Source organism: Amycolatopsis acidiphila, from assembly GCF_021391495.1.
GTDB lineage: Bacteria > Actinomycetota > Actinomycetes > Mycobacteriales > Pseudonocardiaceae > Amycolatopsis_E > Amycolatopsis_E acidiphila.
This window is the reverse complement of record NZ_CP090063.1, coordinates 6,202,881-6,218,773: the sequence shown is the minus strand read 5'-3', so window position 1 is coordinate 6,218,773 and position 15,893 is coordinate 6,202,881. Positions and strand designations below refer to the sequence as shown.

The window sequence follows — 15,893 nt, the reverse complement described above, 5'->3', positions numbered from 1 at the left end:
ACGATGTTCGGAACTGTATTGGGGGACAAGACGTTTCCCGACTTCCGAAAGGTGAGGCAATGAGCGATACCAGGCTCTATTACGAACAATTGCGCGGTAGGGCGCGGCAGTTGGTGGACCGGCTCGACGACACGATGAACGACCTCGTGCTGGTCGAGTCCGCCGTTGAGGAGGTCATGCGCGCGGACATGGACAACCCCGGAGAACTGTCCACAACGGACGCCGCCGATCTGCGTCAACTGCTCGACGCCACGCTGTTCTCCGTGCGTGCCGCGGAACGCATCGCGGTGGAGCACGTGAACGACGTCGACCGCGCGATGCGCAGGCTCGGTCTGTCCACGGAGAAAACCGCCGTGTGAAGCCAGGGGGTCAATTCGAACGCACGGAACCGAGGTCGCCGGTGAGGTAGCGCTGCAGGGTCGGCGCTACCGCGGCCACCACGGTTTCGACATCCGCCGAACCGAGCGGTTCGAACCGGGCGACGTAGCGCACCATGCCGATGCCGATCAGCTGGGAGGCGCACAGGGTGGCGCGCAGCTGGGGGTGGTCCGCCTCGATGCGGGTCATGATCCGGTCGAGGATGTTCTCGATCAGGAAGTCCCGCAGCCCGATCGCCGCCTGGTCGTGGCTGGCGAGACTGCGCACCAGCGCGGGGAACGTGCCGCCGGCGCTCGAGTCCCAGACGGACACGAACCGCCGGACGATGCGCTCGCCGAGCGTCTCGAGGTCGCCGTCGAGCAGCATGCCGACGATCTCCTGGGGGTCGAACGGCAGCTGGAGCACGGCCTGGGCGAAGAGGGAATCCTTGCCGCCGAACCAGTGGTTCACCATGGCCGCGTCGACGCCCGCCCTGGCGGCGATGGCGCGCACCGTGGCACCCTCGTAGCCGTTCTCGGAGAACACGGCGCGGGCGGCGTCGAGCAGCGCGGCCCGGGTGTCCTGCCCCGCGGGGCGGCGGCCGCGCCGCTTGCCGGTCTTCGGTGGTTCAGCCGTGCTCATCGCTCCATCATGACTCGTCGCTGGGCAGAATTCAACGAGTCATGAATTACTGCCCGGTGCGGGTCGCGGAAGCGGACAGCGGCACAATGGATCGCATGGTGACTGTCCATTCCGCGAATTCCGCCCCGGGCGGCCTCGGTGCGGTGAGCCCGTCCCGGGACGAGTTCCGTGCGCTGGCCGAGGACCGCCGGGTCATCCCGGTGGTGCGGCGGCTGCTGGCCGACGGCGAGACCCCGGTGGGGGTGTACCGCAAGCTGGCGGGCGACCGGCCGGGAACGTTCCTGTTCGAGTCGGCGGAGAACGGGCAGTCGTGGTCGCGGTGGTCGTTCATCGGCGTGCACAGCCCCGCGGTGCTGACCGTTCGGGACGGGAAGGCGGTGTGGGAGGGCACTCCTCCCGTCGGGCTGCCCACCGAGGGAAACCCGTTGCAGGTGTTGCGTGCCACAGTCGAGGCGCTGCACACGGAGCCGTTGCCGGGCATGCCGCCGCTGACCGGGGGCATGGTCGGCTATCTGGGCTACGACTCGGTGCGCTGGCTGGAGCGGCTGCCCGAGCTGGCGGAGAAGGACCTCGACATCCCCGAGGTGACGATGCTGCTGGCCACCGACCTGGCCGCGGTGGACCACCACGAGGGCACCGTCACGCTGATCGCGAACGCCGTCAACTGGGACAACACCCCAGAGCGCGTGGACGCCGCCTATGACGACGCCGTGCGCCGCCTGGAGCGGATGACCGAGCAGCTGCGCGCCCACGCCCCGTCCACCACCGCGGTGTTCTCCCGCCCGGCGCCGGAGTTCCGGCGGCACCGGACGAAGGAGGACTACCACCGGGCGGTGGAGACCGCGGTGGAGGCGATCAAGGCCGGGGAAGCGTTCCAGGTCGTACCCTCGCAACGGTTCGAGATCGAGACGCACGCGGACGCGCTGGACATCTACCGCGTGCTGCGCACCTCCAACCCCAGCCCGTACATGTACCTGCTGCGGCTGGACGGGTTCGACATCGTCGGCTCCAGCCCCGAGTCGCTGGTGACCGTGCGCGACGGGCGAGCCACCACCCATCCCATCGCCGGCACCCGGTGGCGGGGGGTGGACCCCGAAGAGGACGCGCAGCTGGCCAAGGACCTGCTGGCCGACGAGAAGGAGCGCGCCGAGCACCTGATGCTGGTGGACCTGGGCCGCAACGACCTGGGCAAGGTCTGCGCGCCCGGCACCGTGCGGGTGGTCGACTTCTTCACCATCGAGCGCTACAGCCACGTGATGCACATCGTCTCCACCGTCACCGGCGAGCTGCGCCCCGATGCCACGGCCTTCGACGCCGTCACCGCGTGCTTTCCCGCCGGTACCCTCTCCGGTGCCCCGAAGGTCCGGGCCATGCAGCTGATCGAGGAGCTCGAGCCCGTCCGCCGCGGTCTCTACGGCGGTGTCGTGGGTTACCTCGACTTCGCCGGCGACGCGGACACGGCCATCGCCATCCGCACCGCACTGCTGCACCAGGGCACCGCCTACGTCCAGGCGGGCGGTGGCGTCGTCGCCGACTCGGTCGCCGACTACGAGGACACCGAATCCCTCAACAAGGCGCGCACGGTGCTCTCCGCGATCGCCGCCGCGCAGACCATGGCGCCCGCCCGGGCGCTGGATCCCGCCGATGACGCCGCCAACGCCCAGTAAACGTCCACTGTGGACGGTCGTCGTGACGCTGCTCCTCGGAGCGGCGGCGCTGTGGGGCGCGTCCCGCCTCGTCTGGTCCGCACAGCTGCGCGAGGCGGGCGTGCGCGGGACGCTGCTCGAGACCCAGACCGGCGCGCAGCACTCGGGCGCGCTGGTGCCGCTGGCCCTGCTCGGCGTGGCGGGGGTGGCGGGATCGATCGCCACCGGTGGCTGGCCCCGGCGGGTCCTCGGCGTGATCCTCGCCGTCGCCGGCCTCTGGGCCTGCTGGATCGCGGTGGACGGGGTGTCCTTCGGCGGCTTCCCGGCCGGCGCGCCGGTCTGGCAGGTGTTCACCGGTCGCGGGCTCGCGTTGCTCGGGGGAATTCTCGTGCTCCTCGGCGGGTTGATGGCAATCAAGAACGCCGGTGCGATGCCGCGACTCGGCGCACGCTATGCGGCACCGAGCGGGCAGAAGACCGCCCGTGACCCCGACACGGAACTGTGGGAGGCGCTCTCCGAAGGCGAAGACCCAACTGACCGGTAACAGCCACGCGCAACGTGCACGTCGAGGTGGTGGCGGGAAGTGGCCTGTCCGGTGGCAGCCGATGCCACGCTGGTGACTTTCACAGCTGCCAAGGCATGTTCGACCCGGAACCGGCCCGTGATTGTGCGCGGGTTAGCATCTTTTCTGCGGGAAGGGGAAGGTGTTTGTGAGCCAGCTTTCGAGTGAAAATCCGGATGCGCCCGGGGACGGGGGCACCTGGTGAGCGTTCTCGAAGAAATCATCGCCGGTGTCCGCGCCGATCTCGCCGAGCGCGAGAAGGCACTGCCGTTCGACGAGCTCAAGGTCCTCGCCGCCAAGGCCGCCCCGCCGAGGGACGCCGCCGGCGCGCTGCGCGAGTCGTCGATCGGCGTGATCGCCGAGGTCAAGCGCCGCAGCCCGTCGAAGGGCGAACTGGCGCAGATCGCCGACCCGGCCGGACTGGCCAAGGACTACGAGGAGGCCGGTGCGCGCGTCATCAGCGTGCTCACCGAGCAGCGCCGTTTCGGCGGTTCGCTGGCCGACTTCGACGCCGTGCGGGCGGTGGTCGACGTCCCGCTGCTGCGCAAGGACTTCGTGGTCAGCCCCTACCAGGTGCACGAGGCCCGCGCGCACGGTGCCGACATGGTGCTGCTGATCGTGGCGGCGCTGGAGCAGAACGCCCTGGTCTCGCTGCTGGACCGGGTCGAGTCGCTGGGCATGGCCGCGCTGGTCGAGGTGCACAACGCCGAGGAGGCCGACCGCGCGCTGGAGGCCGGCGCTCAGGTCATCGGCATCAACGCCCGCAACCTGCACACCCTCGAGGTGGACCGCGACGTGTTCGGCAGGCTCGCGCCCGGGCTGCCGTTCGACGTGACGAAGGTCGCCGAGTCCGGCGTCCGCGGCCCCGGTGACCTGATGGCCTACGCCGGCCACGGTGCCGACGCCGTGCTGGTCGGCGAGGGCCTGGTCGCCTCCGGTGACCCGAAGGGCTCGCTGATCAAGCTCGTCACCGCGGGTTCGCACCCGGCGTGTCCGAGGCCGAGCCGATGACCGCCACCGAGCGCACCGAGCACGACCCCGACGAGCGCGGCTACTACGGCCCCTACGGCGGCCGGTTCATGCCGGAGGCGCTGATCGGGGTCGTCGACGAGGTGGCCACGGAGTACGACAAGGCCCGTGCCGATCCCGAGTTCGTCAACGAGTTCAAACGGCTGCTGCGTGACTACGCGGGCCGCCCCAGCCTGCTGACCGAGGCCGCGCGCTTCGGCGAGCACGCCGGCGGCGCACGGATCTTCCTCAAGCGCGAGGACCTCAACCACACCGGCTCTCACAAGATCAACAACGTGCTGGGCCAGGCGTTGCTCACCAAGCGGATGGGCAAGAAGCGGGTCATCGCCGAGACCGGCGCCGGCCAGCACGGCGTGGCCACGGCCACGGCCTGCGCGCTGCTGGATCTCGACTGCGTGGTCTACATGGGCGAGGTCGACACCCAGCGCCAGGCGCTGAACGTGGCGCGGATGCGGCTGCTGGGCGCCGAGGTGATCCCGGTCAAGACCGGGTCCCGCACGCTCAAGGACGCGATCAACGAGGCGCTGCGCGACTGGGTCACCAACGCCGACAGCACGCACTACCTGTTCGGCACCGCGGCGGGCCCGTACCCGTTCCCGACGATGGTGCGCAACTTCCACAAGGTCATCGGCGAGGAGGCCAGGGCGCAGGTCCTGGAGCAGACCGGCAGACTGCCCGACGCCGTGGCCGCCTGCGTCGGCGGCGGGTCCAACGCCATCGGCATCTTCCACGGCTTCATCGACGACCCGGACGTCCGGCTCGTCGGCCTGGAGCCCGGCGGGGACGGCGTCGAAACCGGGCGCCACGGCGCCACGCTGACCAAGGGCACCCCCGGCAACCTGCACGGCGCGATGTCCTACCTGCTGCAGGACGAGGACGGCCAGACGATGGAGTCGCACTCCATCTCCGCCGGCCTGGACTACCCGGGTGTCGGGCCGGAGCACGCGTGGCTCAAGGACAGCGGGCGCGCGGAGTACCGGCCGATCACCGACGCGCAGGCGATGGACGCGCTGAAGCTCCTCTCGCGGACCGAGGGCATCATCCCGGCGATCGAGTCCGCGCACGCGCTTGCCGGCGCGATCCAGCTGGGCCAGGAGCTCGGCCGCGAGGCGCTGATCCTGGTCAACCTGTCCGGGCGCGGCGACAAGGACATGGACACGGCGGCGAAGTGGTTCGGGTTGGTGGACAAGTGAGTTTGCAGGAACTGTTCGCCCGGACCCGCAGCGAGGGACGTGCCGCGCTGGTCGGGTACCTGCCTGCCGGTTACCCGAGCGTCGAGGGCTCGAAGGACATGCTCGCGGCGATGATCGACGGCGGCACCGACCTCGTCGAGGTCGGCATGCCGTACTCGGACCCGGTGATGGACGGCCCGACGATCCAGCTCGCCGCGGACACCGCTCTCAAGCAGGGGTTCCGGCTCAAGCAGCTGTTCGAGGTCGTCGAGTCGGTGTCGTCCCGCGGTGGCCACGCCGTCGTCATGACCTACTGGAACCCGGTGCACCGCTACGGCGTGGACCGTTTCGCGCGCGACCTCGCGGCCGCGGGCGGGCTGGGCATGATCACCCCCGACCTGATCCCCGACGAGGCCGCCGAGTGGATGACCGCGTCGGCCGAGCACGGCCTGGACCGGATCTTCCTGGTGGCGCCCTCCTCGTCGGAGGAGCGGATCGACCTGACCGCGCGAGCGGCTTCGGGTTTCCTGTACGCGACGGCCGTCATGGGCGTGACCGGAGCGCGGGACAAGGTCGGCGCCGGCGCGGCGGAGCTGGTCCGCCGGACGCGGGCGCACACGGACCTGCCGGTCGGGGTCGGGCTCGGCGTCCGGTCGCGGGAGCAGGCGGCGGAGGTCGCGGGCTTCGCGGACGCGGTGATCGTCGGGTCCGCGCTGGTGACGAAGGCCGCAGAGGGCGCCGAGGCGGTGCGCGCGTTGAGCGCGGAGCTGGCGGAAGGCGTGCGGCAGCCCGTGGCGGCCTGACTGCCTGGCACTCGGGCGGCACTCATAACCTCGAGGGGCGTCCGCGTCGCCTGGCAGTACTGACCCGTCCCCGGCGGCGCTCGGACGTGCCCGCACCCGGCGCCGCTCGCACTGGCCATGCCCCGGCCGAGGCCTCTCGCGCAGCGCCCGCGGCCCCGTGAAAGGCTGGCGGGCATGGCCAAGCCGTCACCCCTGCAGGTTCGCAACATCGTCATGGCCGTGCTGATGGCCGCCGCCGGGATCTGGAACGGGCTTCGCGGCGGACCGGTGTGGCTGACGGTGATCTTCGGTGTCGGCTGCGTGCTCGCCGCGGGCTCCGCGGTCCTCAACGGGCCGGGATCCCGGCCCTAGGACGCCCCCTGGCACGGGCTTCACACCGGCCCGTTACCGGCGCAGGCTACGGTGACCCCCGTGCACACCGTGTTTCTCGCGACGATCCCCAGCCCGGAGCGTGGCGTCTGGTACCTGGGTCCCATCCCGATCCGCGCCTACGCCCTGTGCATCATCGTGGGCATCATCATCGCCATCTGGTGGGGTGAACGCCGCTGGCAGGAGCGCGGCGGGACCAAGGGCACCGTGGTGGACATCGCCGTGTTCGCGGTGCCGTTCGGGATCGTCGGCGGGCGGCTCTACCACGTCATCACCGACTGGTGGCGCTACTTCGGCCCCGGCAAGAACCCCGTCCAGGCCCTCTACATCTGGGACGGCGGCCTCGGCATCTGGGGCGCCATCGCGCTCGGCGCCGTCGGCGCGTGGATCGGCTGCCGCCGCAAGGGGATCCCGCTGCCCGCGATGGCGGACGCGATCGCGCCGGGCATCGTGGCCGCGCAGGCGATCGGCCGGCTCGGCAACTACTTCAACCAGGAGCTCTACGGCGCGCACACCAGCCTGCCCTGGGGCCTGGAGATCTACCAGCGCTTCGACCCGAACAACCCCACGATCCCCCTGCAGGGGCCGGACGGCGTCGCGTTCGGCAGCATCCCGCTGCCCGACAGCCCGGTGCAGCCGACGTTCCTCTACGAGCTGCTGTGGGACTTCGCCGTCGCCGCGTTCGTGGTGTGGATGGACCGGCGGTTCAAGCTCGGGCACGGGCGGGCGTTCGCGCTGTACGTCGCCGGGTACACGCTCGGCCGGTTCTGGATCGAGCTGCTGCGCTCCGACGACGCCACGCACGTGTTCGGCCTGCGGGTCAACGTGCTGACCGCGGCCGTCGTGTTCGTCGGCGCGCTGGTGTACTTGTCCGTGGCGCGCAAACGTGGTCCACGCGAGGATCCCGAGCTGCTGAGCACGGAGAAGCCCGAGCCGCAGAAGGTCGACTAGACGTCCGGCAGGCCGAGTTCGAGGTTCGGCGCCTGCAGGCCGCCGTCGACCTCGAGGACCTTGCCGGTCACATAGGCGCCCGCCGGGGAGGCGAGGAACAGGATCGCGGCGGCGACGTCCTCCGGGTCGCCGATGCGCCGCAGCGGCGTCGCGGCCTCCATCTTCTCCTTGATCTCCGGGTTGCTCACCACGATGTCCAGCGCGGAGGTCGCCACCGAACCCACGGCGATCGCGTTGACGCGGATCCGGGGGGCGAGGTCGAGGGCGGCGAGACGCGTGTAGTGCGCGAGTGCGGCCTTCACGGTGCCGTAGGCGGCGAAGCCTCGCCCGGCGATGCGGCCCATGTTGGACGAGATGTTCACGACCGCCCCGCCGCCCGCCTCGAGCATCGCCGGGACGGCGGCGGTGGTGAGGGCGTGCGCGGTGGTGACGTTGAAGCGGAAGGCCTCTTCGAGGAAGTCCGGCGTGGTTTCCAGCAGGGGGCGGGGGTAGGCGCCGCCGACGTTGTTCACCACGATGTCGAGCCGGCCGAAGGTGTCGACCGCGGCGGCGGCCAGCGCGGCGGCGGCGGCCGGGTTGCCGAGGTCCGCCGGGACGACGTGTGCCTTGCGTCCGCGCTCGGCCACCTGCGCGGCGACGTTCGTCAGATCGGACTCGGTGCGGGAGGAGAGGACGACATCGGCGCCGGCTTCGGCCAGGGCGACCGCGGCCGCCGCGCCGATGCCACGGCCGGACCCGGTGACCACGGCGACCTTGCCCGCCACCCGGAAGCGATCCAGGATCATGCGCGAAACAGTAACAGGTTCTATTTGCTGGTGGGGCCGTTCGACGGCGGGGTTCGGGCCGGCGTGGGAGCTCGGTGGCGACGGCGGACTGGGGCTGGGGGCGGGTGCGGGGGTGCCCCACACCGGGGCGCCCCCAGCCGTCAGCGCAGGACCGGGCCGCCGAAATAGTCGTCGTCGTCAGCCGGCGGATCGCCGCGCCGAGGGCGGCGCGGGGCCGAGGGCTTCGGCTGGTCGCGGCGAGCCAGTGGGTTTTCGAAGAAGTCCTCGGCCGGGGGTTCGTCGGGGCGGTGAATGTCCGGGGCCGGACGGTGCGGCTGGGGTGGCGCCGCCGGGGGCACGGGTGGCTGCGGCGGGCGGGCGGAATCCGGTGGCAGCGGGGGCGGTGGCCCGGACGGGCGGCCGGGAGCGTCTGAAGCGGGGCGCCCGGAGGGCGGCGCGGGCGGACGTCCCGCACCCGGGTGTGGCCGACCGGGCACAGGCCGACCCGAACCCGAAGGAGGTTGACCCGGCCCGGGCTGACCTGGACCCGGACGACCCGGACCCGAAGGAGGTCGACCCGGCCCGGGCTGACCTGGACCCGGACGACCCGGACCCGAAGGAGACTGCCCCGGGCCCGAAGCGGGAGGCCACCCACCGCCCGGAGGGGGCGAAGCCGGCGGGCGGTTCGTGAGAAAACCGTTACCTGCGAAGTAGTCGTCCTCGCTGGGGGGCTGCTCCGACGGCGCCGACTGGGGGCGGGTCGGGCCACCGCCACCGAAAACGCTGCCCGTGACCCCGCGCGCCTCCAGGATCTCCTCCAGAGTGGCGCCCTCCCGGGCCTCCTGGTAGATCTCCCGCATCTCACCGAGCCTGCCGCGCATCGCCTCCCGCACATCGGGGTCCTGCAGCGCCTTGCCTTCGAGCACGTCCTTCCACGACAGCGCCCCGGCGTCCACCTTCCGCTTCAGCGCCCGCATCGCCGCCGGCGCGTCGGGCCGCTCGGCGGCCGCCTTCAGCCGCGCGACGTCCTCGGGCCGCGCGGTGCGGTCGGTGTCCGGGTACTGCTTCAGCTTCTCCTCGGTCGCCTTGATCAGCTTCCGCGCCTTGCGCATCGTCTGGTCGAGCTCCGCCTCGGCCTCGCGCAGCGCCGCCGGCTTCCAGGTGTCCACATCGGACTGAGTCATGCCCGGGCGCTCCCTTCAGGCGTGCGCGAGCGGGCCGGTGTGCGTTCGTCGCCCGAAGGCTCCTCCGAAGACGCGCCACCACCCCTCGCGGTCTCGCCGGTCTCCTTCGCGGTGTCCCTGATGTCCCGCGCGTCGCCGGCGATGTCCTTGGCGTCGCCGGAGATGTCACCGACGTCGCCCTTGATGTTCTTGCCGATGTCGATCGCGTCGCCGATGCTGTGGATGTCCTTGATCTTCGCCAGCTGCGAGCCGATGTCCTGAATGGACTGCCACATCGACTGCACCTTCTGGACGACGTCCTTGATCATCTCGATGATGGAGAAGATCTGGTTCGCGATGTCGAGCGCGTCGATCACCGTGGTGGCCTCGGCGGCCCAGCCGACCACCGGGACACACGCCTTCGCCGCGATCTCGATCAGCTTGTCGATGAGCTTCTTCAGCAGCTTCAACGCTTCCGCGGCCAGCTTCTCCGAACCGTCGGCCACGGCGAAGAAGCCCTTCGCGATCAGCTTCGCGACCTGGCCCTCGACCAGCAGCCCGGCCTTCCAGCCGACGTCCACATAGGCCTTGTGCGCCAGCGCGGACGGGCCCTTCCAGTCGTTCTCCGTGACGATGCCCGCGTTGCCCGACATCGTCGCCGAGAACTGCTTCATCGCGTTGCCGATGGTCTCCCAGGCCTCGCCGTTCTGGCGCATCTTGCTGAAGTCGCCGGTGATCGGCTTGATCACCACGTCGACCAGGCTCTTGCCCGCGATGTGCTGGAAGACCCAGTCGACCGCCATCACCTCCAGGCCGGCCTCCTGCACGAGATCCTGTACCTCGGAGCCATCGCCGGGCTCCGGCGGCTCGAGCACGCCGGCGATCTCCGAGCCGTCGGACAGCTGGCCGCTGGGCGTCGTCGGCTCGAACTCGTCGTCACCGCCGGAGTCCTCGTCGGAGTCGTCCCCCGGGTCCTGGCCGCCGTCCTCTTCCCCGGACTCGCGGCCCGAGTCCTCATCGGACCCGGAGTCGCGGCCGCCGCCCTCGTTCCGGTCCGGACGCTCGTCGCCACCCTCGGAGTCCGAGGACGGCCGGGTGCCGTCGCCCTCGCCGTCCCGGCTCGGCCGGGTGGACTCGTCCTCGCCGGATCGGCGGCGCTGCTCGTCCGTCGAACCCGGCTGCTGCGGAGGTTGCTGCGGTGGCTGGGTCGGCCGCGGCGGATAGTTGGGACGCGGGGGATACGACGGCTGCGGCGGGTACTGCTGCGGCGGTTGCGTCGGACGAGGCGGCTGCGCCGGATGCGGCGTGGTGGTGTGCGGCTGGCTGTGGTGCGGCTGGCTGTGGTGCGTACGCGACATGCGTCAGGAATCCGTTTCGGCGGCGGTCAGTTGACGACGGGAACGTTCTCGGCCTGCAACTCGCGCAGCAGGTCCTGAAGCACCTTCGAGGCCTGCTCGTCAATGCCCTGATAGGCCGATGCCGTCTGCTGCACCCCGCTCATCAGTGAGGCCAGCCGCTGTCTGCCGAAACTGAGCGTTTCACCGTAAAGAGAACCGACGAGATCGACCACCGGCTGCAGCACCATGAACAGGCCGGTGAAGCCGGACTTGTCGAGCGCGTAGGTGTGCATGTACTCGGTGATCGCGTCGATCGCCGAGTTCAGCCCTTCCAGCACCTGGGCGTAGTCGTTCACCGCGTCAGGATCGACGTGGAAGTCCACGGAAACAGTCCCCCGAGAGAAATGTGCTCGTTGCCCGACCGAGAATAGGACACCGCGCACGGACCTGTACCCGATTTCTCGAAAGTCCGTTTCGTCCACTTCGCTCGGGTACACAGTGGACACGCGTCAGTGCTGCGCCGCCTTCGCCAGGGTCCGGCTGGTTTCGGCCGCCCCGGCCGCGATGTCCTCGACGCCGGGCGCCCGCCGTCGCATGAACCCGCTCAGGTGCAGCGCGGCATATCCGTGCGCCGCGGCGATGTGCTTCTCCAGCAGGTCGAGCGCCGCCGCGGCGTCCCCGGTGATCTCGAGTCCGAGTGGCAGCAGGACGTCCATGACGGCGCGGCCGGCGGCGCCGAGCGCGGGATCGGCGAGCGGGCGCAGCTGCTCGGCGAAGATCAGATCGAACCCCGCGTGGTGGCGCACGACGAACCGGACGTACACCGCTGCCGTGGCGGCCAGCGCCTCGACCGGGTCCCCGGCCGGCCGCGGGGCCTCTCGCAGTTCCGCCGCCAGCAGCTCGGCCGCCCGGGTCGCGGCGGCCTTGAGCAGGGCCAGCCGGGTGGGGAAGTGGCGGTAGGGGGCGCCGGGGCTGACCCCCGTGCGGCGGGCGGCCTCGGCGACCGACAGCGCGTCGATGCCGCGCTCGGCGATCAGGGCCAGCGCGGCCTCCACAAGCGCCGCGCGCAGATCGCCGTGGTGGTAGCTGCCCCGTTTGCCCACCACACCCTCCTCGCACCGGTCGTCGTGTCCAGGATAAAGTAAGAGGGGTATTACATTGGAAGGAGCCTCATATGAACGAGAAGGTCGTCGCGATCACCGGGGCCGGCAGCGGCATCGGCGAGTCGACCGCGCTGCTGCTCGCCGAGCGTGGCGCGAAGGTCGTGCTCGGCGCCCGCCGGACGGACCGGCTCGAGGCGCTGGCCGCGCGCATCACCGAGAACGGCGGTCAAGTGGCTTGGGCGGCAACGGATGTGACGCGGCGCGAGGACCTGGCGAACCTCGTCGAGGTAGCTCGCCGGCGGTTCGGCAGGCTCGACGTGCTGGTCAACAACGCGGGGGCCGGGCTCATCTCGCCGCTCGACGAGCTCCGCGTCGACGACTGGGACGAGATGGTCGACGTGAACCTCAAGGGCGTGCTGTACGGCATCGCCGCGGCCCTGCCCGTGTTCCGCGCGCAGGGCTCGGGCCAGTTCGTCACCGTGGCCTCGACGGCGGCGTTCCGGACGGTGCCGAACCAGGCCGTCTACTCGGGTACCAAGGTCGCGGTGCGCGCGATCTGCGAAGGGCTGCGCCAGGAAGCCGGTGACAGCCTGCGTGTCACGGTCGTCTCGCCCGGGATGATCGCCACGGACTTCATCGAGCGCGTGCCGAACGCCGAGGTGCGGGCCCAGGGGGTCGCGCAACGGGACCGGGTCGCCATTCCGCCGGCGGCGATCGCCCGGGCCATCGCGTTCGCCGTCGAGCAGCCCGACGAGGTGGACGTCAGCGAGGTCGTCGTCCGGCCGACGGCGCAGAGCTGATCACTTCGGCGGCCGGATCGGGGCGACCACCAGCTCGCCGCGTCCGGCGGTGAGGATGTCCGCCGCGGCACCGTAGTAGCGCGCGAGCGCTTCCGCCGTGAGGACTTCCGCCGGTGTGCCCGCCGCCACCACCTCACCCGCGGACAGCAGCAGCACGTGGTCCGCGTACTGGGCCGCGAACGTCAGATCGTGCAATGTGGACACCACCGTGGTGCCGTCCTCCCGGCGCAGCCGGTCGATCAGCTCCAGCATCGCCTGCGCGTGGCCGATGTCGAGGCCGGTGGTGGGCTCGTCGAGCAGCAGCAGTCCCGCCTGTTGCGTCAGGACGCGGGCGAGCACGGCGCGCTGGCGCTCGCCGCCGGAGAGGGTGCCGAGCCTGCGCCCGGCCAGCCCGGTGAGATCCAGGCGGGTGAGCACACCTTCCACAACGGACAGATCGGCGGCGCCCTCGCGGGCGAGCGGGCCGAGGTGCGGGGTGCGCCCGAGCAACGCGTAGTCGGTGACCGTCAGCCCGCCGGGCAGGATGGGGTCCTGCGGCGAGTAGCCGACCTTCCGCGCTTTGTCCCTGCGGGACAAGGTGTGCACCGGGCGGCCGTCGAGCAGCACCTCGCCGGCGCCGGGGAGCAGGCCCGCCATCGTCTTGAGCAGGGTGGACTTCCCGGCGCCGTTCGGGCCGACGATCGCGAGCCAGCTGCCGCGCGGTACCTCCGCCGAGACGGCGCGGACGACCTCCCGGCCGTCGTACCCGGCACGGACGTCCCGCAGGCGCAGGGTGGTCATGACACCTTCCCTCGCGACGAGCGCAGGACGAACACGAAGAACGGCGCCCCGGCGAACGCGGTCACCACGCCCAGCGGCAGCTCGCCCGGCATGATCGTGCGCGCGACCTGGTCCGCCGCGATCAGGAACACCGCCCCGCCCAGCAACGAGAGCGGGACCACCACGCGGTAGCTCGCGCCCGCGAGCAACCGGACCACGTGGGGCACGACGATGCCGACGAAGCCGATCAGCCCGCTCACCGAGACGGCCGCCGCCGTCGCCAGCGACGCCGCGGCGAGCAGCAGGAGCCGCACCCGGCCTGGATGCACGCCCAGGGACGCGGCCTCCGCGTCGCCCAGCGACAGCACGTCGAGCAGCCGTGCGCAGACACACAGGATGACCGCCGCCACCCCGATGTAGGGCAGCGCGATGAGAACCTCCCGCCAGCCGCTGACGTTCAGCCCGCCGAGCAGCCAGGTGTAGACCTGGCGGATCGTCTCGGTGTTCAGCTGCTGCGCAAACGTTTGCACCGCGGAGAGGAACGAACCGACGGCGACGCCGGCGAGCAGCAGCGTCGCGGTGCCGGTGCCGGCGGACCGGCCCAGTAGCCAGCTCAGCCCGACGCCGCCGAGCGCGCCGACGAACGCCGCGGGCGGCACCCAGCCGCTCGCCTGCGGGGCCGCCACGACGACGATCGTCGCGGCCATCCCGGCACCGGCGGCCGCGCCGAGCAGGTACGGGTCGGCCAGCGGGTTCCGGAAGACACCCTGGAAGGTCGCGCCGGACATGGCGAGCGCGGCGCCGACGAGCCCGGCGAGCAGCACCCGCGGCACACGCAGCTGCCACACGATCGCGGCCTCGCGCGCCGACAGCGGGGAGCGGCCGCCGGTGACCTCGGCGAAGATCTCGCCGAGCACCCGGTGCCAGCCGAGGTCCGCCGCGCCGATCAGGATGCCGAGCACCAGCACCACGAGCAGCGCGAGGACCGCGGCGAGCACGGTCAGCGGCCGCAGCCGGGTGACCGCTGGAGACGCCTTCCGGAGCGGCGGAGCCGCTTGTGGTGACGCACCCCACCCGCGCTCTGCAGCCGAATTCTGCGGTGGCTCCTCGCGAGGAGGACGTGGGAAATTCGGGCTCATCGGGAGGCGATCCCACAGCGAGGTTCCGCCACCCGCACCGGCACGCGAGCCATGTCCAGCCGGTCTTCACCCGGCATGGTTCACGCGGGTCACCGCGTCCGCCACCGCCCGGACCAGCTCCACGACGCGCGGGCTCCAGCGGGAGGCGATGTCGTCGTCGAGCGCGAACACCTGCCCGTCCTTGACGGCGGTCAGGGTGTTCCAGCCGGGCCGGGCGGCGACGGTCTGCGCGTTCTGGCCGCAGCACTTCGAGTCGGCCAGGAAAACGAGGTCGGGGTTGGCCTGCAAAATGCGTTCTGCAGACAGCTGCGGGTATCCACCGGAGACCGACGGGTCGTTCCCGTCGGCGATGTTCGTCAGGCCGAACCGGGCGAGCACCTGGCCGATGAATGTCTTCGACGTCACGCTGTAGTAGGTCTGGTCCAGTTCGTAGTAGAAGCTCAGCGGCTTGGCCGGCTTCGGGGTGTCCGCGACGATCTTGTCGATGTCGCTGTGGGTCTGCCGGGCCAGGCTCTCGCCCTCGGCCTGATGACCGGTCGCCTTGCCCAGCTCGACGAACTCCGCGTACGCGTCATCGAGGGTCTTCGCGTCGGGCATGACCAGCGTCTGCACACCGGTCTTCGCCAGCGCGGCGGACAACCCGTTCGTATCGGCCGACGCGATGACCAGGTCCGGGCGGTAGCCCGCGATCGCCTCGGGATCGGGGCTCAGCGCCGACAACGCCGTGTGCGGGGCTTCCGGGGGATAGTCGGACTGTGAGTCCACGGCCACCACGTGCGGGCCGGCGCCCAGGGCGAACAGCGTTTCGGTCGCCGACGGCGACAGTGACACGATCCGGGTGGGCTGCCGGTCGATCGTCACCGAGCCGATCGTGACCGGGAACACCGCCTCGGTGTCGGGCCTGGCGCTCGAGTCCTCGTCCGGCTGGTGCGAGGCGCACCCGGCGAGCAGCACGAGCAGTGACACGAGCAGTAGCGGAAACCTGCGCGACATATGGACCTCTGGCGACGGGCCCCGGCGCGTCGCCGTGCCGTCTCCGGTCACGCCGCACCTCTGCGCCGGAGGTGAAGGGCGTTGGCGCGCCACCGGCGACCTGGCTCCGGTCCGTGTCCGAACCGTCACAGTTGCGGCACAGCACCGGAATCGCACCGGTTTCGCGGCCCGCGCACCCCGGCCAGCAAGCCGCTGACCAGCGTGAGGAACGCTACCACCGGCAGAACTGGCCGGTTCCGGCAACGCTCACGTAACCTTGACGGGATAGCAGCGGGCTACCCTGGGAGCCGTTCCCCGTCGGAAC

The 15,893-nt window shown here is 71.3% G+C and carries 18 protein-coding genes; 9 read left to right on the top strand and 9 right to left on the bottom strand.

Features of this window, described 5'->3' with window-relative positions:
• Positions 1-59 precede the first annotated feature (59 nt).
• On the top strand, positions 60-359 hold the full coding sequence (locus tag LWP59_RS30435) for a hypothetical protein (protein WP_144645697.1): 300 nt from the start codon (positions 60-62) through the stop codon (positions 357-359).
• A 10-nt stretch (positions 360-369) separates the two neighbouring features.
• Here the strand turns inward: LWP59_RS30435 and LWP59_RS30430 are convergent, their stop codons facing one another.
• Positions 370-999, bottom strand: coding sequence for a TetR/AcrR family transcriptional regulator (locus tag LWP59_RS30430; RefSeq protein WP_144645695.1), 630 nt, complete (start codon positions 997-999; stop codon positions 370-372).
• A 95-nt stretch (positions 1,000-1,094) separates the two neighbouring features.
• Between LWP59_RS30430 and LWP59_RS30425 the strand changes: the two genes are divergently transcribed.
• The 7 genes from LWP59_RS30425 (at position 1,095) to lgt (ending at position 7,531) form a co-directional block, all read left to right on the top strand.
• Positions 1,095-2,666 carry an anthranilate synthase component I gene (locus LWP59_RS30425; RefSeq protein ID WP_144645693.1) on the top strand — a complete coding sequence of 524 codons (1,572 nt, stop codon included), beginning with the start codon at positions 1,095-1,097 and terminating at the stop codon, positions 2,664-2,666.
• Positions 2,644-3,189 carry a Trp biosynthesis-associated membrane protein gene (locus LWP59_RS30420; RefSeq protein ID WP_144645691.1) on the top strand — a complete coding sequence of 182 codons (546 nt, stop codon included), beginning with the start codon at positions 2,644-2,646 and terminating at the stop codon, positions 3,187-3,189. The genes LWP59_RS30425 and LWP59_RS30420 overlap by 23 nt, the downstream gene beginning before the upstream one ends.
• Positions 3,190-3,408: 219 nt before the next feature.
• On the top strand, positions 3,409-4,218 hold the full coding sequence (trpC, locus tag LWP59_RS30415) for an indole-3-glycerol phosphate synthase TrpC (protein WP_144645689.1): 810 nt from the start codon (positions 3,409-3,411) through the stop codon (positions 4,216-4,218).
• Positions 4,197-5,429 carry a tryptophan synthase subunit beta gene (gene trpB / locus LWP59_RS30410; RefSeq protein WP_373299965.1) on the top strand — a complete coding sequence of 411 codons (1,233 nt, stop codon included), beginning with the start codon at positions 4,197-4,199 and terminating at the stop codon, positions 5,427-5,429. The genes trpC and trpB overlap by 22 nt, the downstream gene beginning before the upstream one ends.
• A complete protein-coding gene (gene trpA, locus LWP59_RS30405; protein WP_144645685.1) occupies positions 5,426-6,211 on the top strand; it encodes a tryptophan synthase subunit alpha in 786 nt (261 codons plus the stop codon). The genes trpB and trpA overlap by 4 nt, the downstream gene beginning before the upstream one ends.
• Positions 6,212-6,385: 174 nt before the next feature.
• Complete coding sequence (locus LWP59_RS30400; RefSeq protein ID WP_186383623.1) at positions 6,386-6,562, top strand: hypothetical protein; 177 nt, start codon at positions 6,386-6,388, stop codon at positions 6,560-6,562.
• 69 nt (positions 6,563-6,631) lie between these two features.
• Positions 6,632-7,531: a prolipoprotein diacylglyceryl transferase gene (lgt, locus tag LWP59_RS30395; RefSeq protein WP_144645715.1), complete on the top strand. Its 900-nt coding sequence runs from the start codon at positions 6,632-6,634 to the stop codon at positions 7,529-7,531.
• Here the strand turns inward: lgt and LWP59_RS30390 are convergent.
• From LWP59_RS30390 to LWP59_RS30370, 5 genes are all read right to left on the bottom strand, one after another.
• On the bottom strand, positions 7,528-8,316 hold the full coding sequence (locus tag LWP59_RS30390) for an SDR family oxidoreductase (protein WP_144645683.1): 789 nt from the start codon (positions 8,314-8,316) through the stop codon (positions 7,528-7,530). The genes lgt and LWP59_RS30390 overlap by 4 nt on opposite strands.
• Positions 8,317-8,456: 140 nt before the next feature.
• The gene (locus tag LWP59_RS30385) at positions 8,457-9,479 is read right to left on the bottom strand and encodes a hypothetical protein (RefSeq protein ID WP_191334877.1); all 1,023 of its coding nucleotides are present in this window, start codon (positions 9,477-9,479) and stop codon (positions 8,457-8,459) included.
• Entirely contained in the window at positions 9,476-10,816 is a 1,341-nt protein-coding gene (locus LWP59_RS30380) for a hypothetical protein (protein WP_186383314.1), read from the bottom strand. Before LWP59_RS30380 ends, LWP59_RS30385 begins: the two co-directional genes overlap by 4 nt.
• Positions 10,817-10,842: 26 nt before the next feature.
• A complete protein-coding gene (locus LWP59_RS30375) occupies positions 10,843-11,178 on the bottom strand; it encodes a hypothetical protein (RefSeq protein ID WP_144640657.1) in 336 nt (111 codons plus the stop codon).
• A gap of 126 nt (positions 11,179-11,304) precedes the next feature.
• The gene (locus LWP59_RS30370; protein WP_144640654.1) at positions 11,305-11,898 is read right to left on the bottom strand and encodes a TetR/AcrR family transcriptional regulator; all 594 of its coding nucleotides are present in this window, start codon (positions 11,896-11,898) and stop codon (positions 11,305-11,307) included.
• A gap of 71 nt (positions 11,899-11,969) precedes the next feature.
• Between LWP59_RS30370 and LWP59_RS30365 the strand changes: the two genes are divergently transcribed.
• Positions 11,970-12,698 (top strand): SDR family oxidoreductase, encoded by a 729-nt coding sequence (locus LWP59_RS30365; protein ID WP_144640651.1) that lies wholly within the window; start codon positions 11,970-11,972, stop codon positions 12,696-12,698.
• Here the strand turns inward: LWP59_RS30365 and LWP59_RS30360 are convergent, their stop codons facing one another.
• The 3 genes from LWP59_RS30360 to LWP59_RS30350 form a co-directional block, all read right to left on the bottom strand.
• Positions 12,699-13,478, bottom strand: coding sequence for an ABC transporter ATP-binding protein (locus LWP59_RS30360; RefSeq protein WP_144640648.1), 780 nt, complete (start codon positions 13,476-13,478; stop codon positions 12,699-12,701).
• Entirely contained in the window at positions 13,475-14,455 is a 981-nt protein-coding gene (locus LWP59_RS30355; RefSeq protein ID WP_229858361.1) for a FecCD family ABC transporter permease, read from the bottom strand. The genes LWP59_RS30360 and LWP59_RS30355 overlap by 4 nt, the downstream gene beginning before the upstream one ends.
• A 207-nt stretch (positions 14,456-14,662) precedes the next feature.
• Positions 14,663-15,562 (bottom strand): ABC transporter substrate-binding protein, encoded by a 900-nt coding sequence (locus LWP59_RS30350; protein ID WP_373299968.1) that lies wholly within the window; start codon positions 15,560-15,562, stop codon positions 14,663-14,665.
• Positions 15,563-15,893: the final 331 nt, after the last annotated feature.

Bases quoted from the DNA above. Each gene is read 5' to 3' on its own strand.
- LWP59_RS30435 (WP_144645697.1), top strand. From the start codon at position 60: ATGAGCGATACCAGGCTCTATTACGAACAATTGCGCGGTAGGGCGCGG.
- LWP59_RS30430 (WP_144645695.1), bottom strand. From the start codon at position 999: ATGAGCACGGCTGAACCACCGAAGACCGGCAAGCGGCGCGGCCGCCGC.
- LWP59_RS30425 (WP_144645693.1), top strand. From the start codon at position 1,095: ATGGTGACTGTCCATTCCGCGAATTCCGCCCCGGGCGGCCTCGGTGCG.
- LWP59_RS30420 (WP_144645691.1), top strand. From the start codon at position 2,644: ATGACGCCGCCAACGCCCAGTAAACGTCCACTGTGGACGGTCGTCGTG.
- LWP59_RS30400 (WP_186383623.1), top strand. From the start codon at position 6,386: ATGGCCAAGCCGTCACCCCTGCAGGTTCGCAACATCGTCATGGCCGTG.
- LWP59_RS30390 (WP_144645683.1), bottom strand. From the start codon at position 8,316: ATGATCCTGGATCGCTTCCGGGTGGCGGGCAAGGTCGCCGTGGTCACC.
- LWP59_RS30385 (WP_191334877.1), bottom strand. From the start codon at position 9,479: ATGACTCAGTCCGATGTGGACACCTGGAAGCCGGCGGCGCTGCGCGAG.
- LWP59_RS30380 (WP_186383314.1), bottom strand. From the start codon at position 10,816: ATGTCGCGTACGCACCACAGCCAGCCGCACCACAGCCAGCCGCACACC.
- LWP59_RS30365 (WP_144640651.1), top strand. From the start codon at position 11,970: ATGAACGAGAAGGTCGTCGCGATCACCGGGGCCGGCAGCGGCATCGGC.
- LWP59_RS30360 (WP_144640648.1), bottom strand. From the start codon at position 13,478: ATGACCACCCTGCGCCTGCGGGACGTCCGTGCCGGGTACGACGGCCGG.